Below are 1956 nucleotides of genomic sequence, written 5' to 3' on the forward strand. Positions count from 1 at the left end.
TCCTCGGGATCGGCGCTGACGCCGATTCGCTCGCCGGCGACCGGGCCGCGGCCGGCCGGGACCTCCAGGCGCAGCAGCGGCCCGTCACCACCGTCGATCCGCACACCCGCGCGGACCAAAGTGCCGACGTAGGTGGCGGTCTCCACCGTGCCGGTACAGAACCCGTCATCGGTGGCACAGGCCCGCAGCCGACCCGGCTGCACAGCAACCTTCACCTGACTGCCGGAGGGCAGCTGGTGGCGACGCGCCTTGAGCAGAGTGCCGCTGGCATCCAGGCGGACCAGGGTGTGCTCGTCGGTGTGCTGCTCGATGCGGCCGGGCAGGAAGTTGGCCGCGCCGAGGAAGTCCGCCACGAACGGGGTCCTGGGCCGCTCGAACAGCTCGCGGGGGGTGTCGAACTGCTCGATCAGGCCGTTGCGCATGACCGCGATACGGTCCGACATGACCAGCGCCTCTTCCTGATCGTGCGTCACATAGATGACAGTCAGGCCGAGTTCCTGCTGGATGGTCTTGATCTCGACCTGGAGCTGGTCACGCAGCTTCTTGTCCAGTGCGCCCAGCGGCTCGTCCATGAGGATCACCGGCGGCCGGTAGACCAGCGCCCGGCACAACGCCACACGCTGCTGCTGACCACCGGACAGCTCACGCGGCTTACGGCCGCCGAACCCGGACAGACCGGCGATCTCCAGCGTCTCCCCGACCCGGCGGCGGATCTCGTCCTTCGGCACACCACGCAGGGTGAGCGGGAACGCGACGTTCTCACTCACGGTCATATGCGGGAAGAGCAGGTACTGCTGGAAGACGAACCCCAGGCCCCGCTTCTGCGGCGCGAGCCGGGTGACGTCACGGTCCCCGACCGTGATGGTGCCGGAATCCGGCTCGCAGAAACCGGCGATCATCATCAACGTCGTGGTCTTGCCCGACCCGGAGGAGCCGAGGAAGGTGACGAACTCCCCGGCCGCGATCTCCATCGACGCCTCGTCGACAGCGACCACGTCCCCGTAGGTCTTGCGCAGGGCCACGACCGACAGCGACTTGCCGGTCGCGGTGGCCGGCTTGCCGGCCACCTTCACCGACGGTGCGGCGATACCGAATTCAGCCACGAGCCCACTCCAACCAGCGCTTGGTGACGGCCGATTCGTTCTTCAGCCACCAGTCGATGTCCGTGTCGAAACCCTTGTCGTAGTACTTCGGCGCACCGGCGAGCGCGTTGCGCTCGTCCTCGGTGAGCTTGGCGTAGGCCAGCGGGGACGACGGGTTCGACGGGAAGGCCTTGGCCAGGGCGGCCTGGCTCTCCGCCCGCAGCGAGAAGTCCATCAGCTGGTAGGCGGCATCCGCGTTGGCCGCGCCCTTGGCGATGGCATAGCCCTGGAACTGACGCCGCATGCCATTGAGCTGCCGCTCCACCGGGACGCCCTGCTTCTCCAGGTCGGCGATACGGCCGTCCCACACGGTGGACATCGTGACCTCCTGGCGGCTGAGCAGCACACCGGGGAGCGGGCCGCTGTCCCAGTACTTCTTGATGTCGCCCCGCAGCCGGGTCAGCACCTTGAAGGCACGGTCCACATCCAGCGGGTACAGCTTGTCCATCGGCACGCCGTCGGCCAGCAGCGCGAACTCCAGCTCCGGCAGATCACCGTCCGGGTTGCACATCGAACGGCCGCCCTGGAACGCCCCGGTGTCCCAGAAGTCCGCCCACGACTCCGGCTTCTTACCCCCGAAAGCATCCGTGCGGTATGCCATACAGGCGCCGTAGAAGCTGCTGCCGACGGCATGGTCGGTGATCTGGTTGTCCGGGATCTTCGCGCTCTTCACGCTCTTGAGCCGGTCCCGGTCCAGCGTCTCCAGGGCGTCCTGGGCGACGTACTTGGTGTGCGACATCATCGAGTTGTTGATCAGGTCGCACTGCGGCCGGCCCTGCTTGATCTGCGCCAGCAGCGGAGCGTCGTCCAGGTT

2 protein-coding genes are annotated in these 1956 nt (G+C 67.5%); both read right to left on the bottom strand.

What is annotated here, in order from left to right; translation table 11 throughout:
• On the bottom strand, window positions 1–1103 hold a 1103-nt coding region (locus KUM44_RS41720; protein ID WP_217214981.1), incomplete at its 3' end, for an ABC transporter ATP-binding protein.
• On the bottom strand, window positions 1096–1956 hold an 861-nt coding region (locus tag KUM44_RS41725), incomplete at its 5' end, for an extracellular solute-binding protein (protein ID WP_254390890.1). The genes KUM44_RS41720 and KUM44_RS41725, both read right to left, overlap by 8 nt.

Source organism: Streptomyces sp. AC550_RSS872 (assembly GCF_019049285.1).
Lineage (GTDB): Bacteria > Actinomycetota > Actinomycetes > Streptomycetales > Streptomycetaceae > Streptomyces.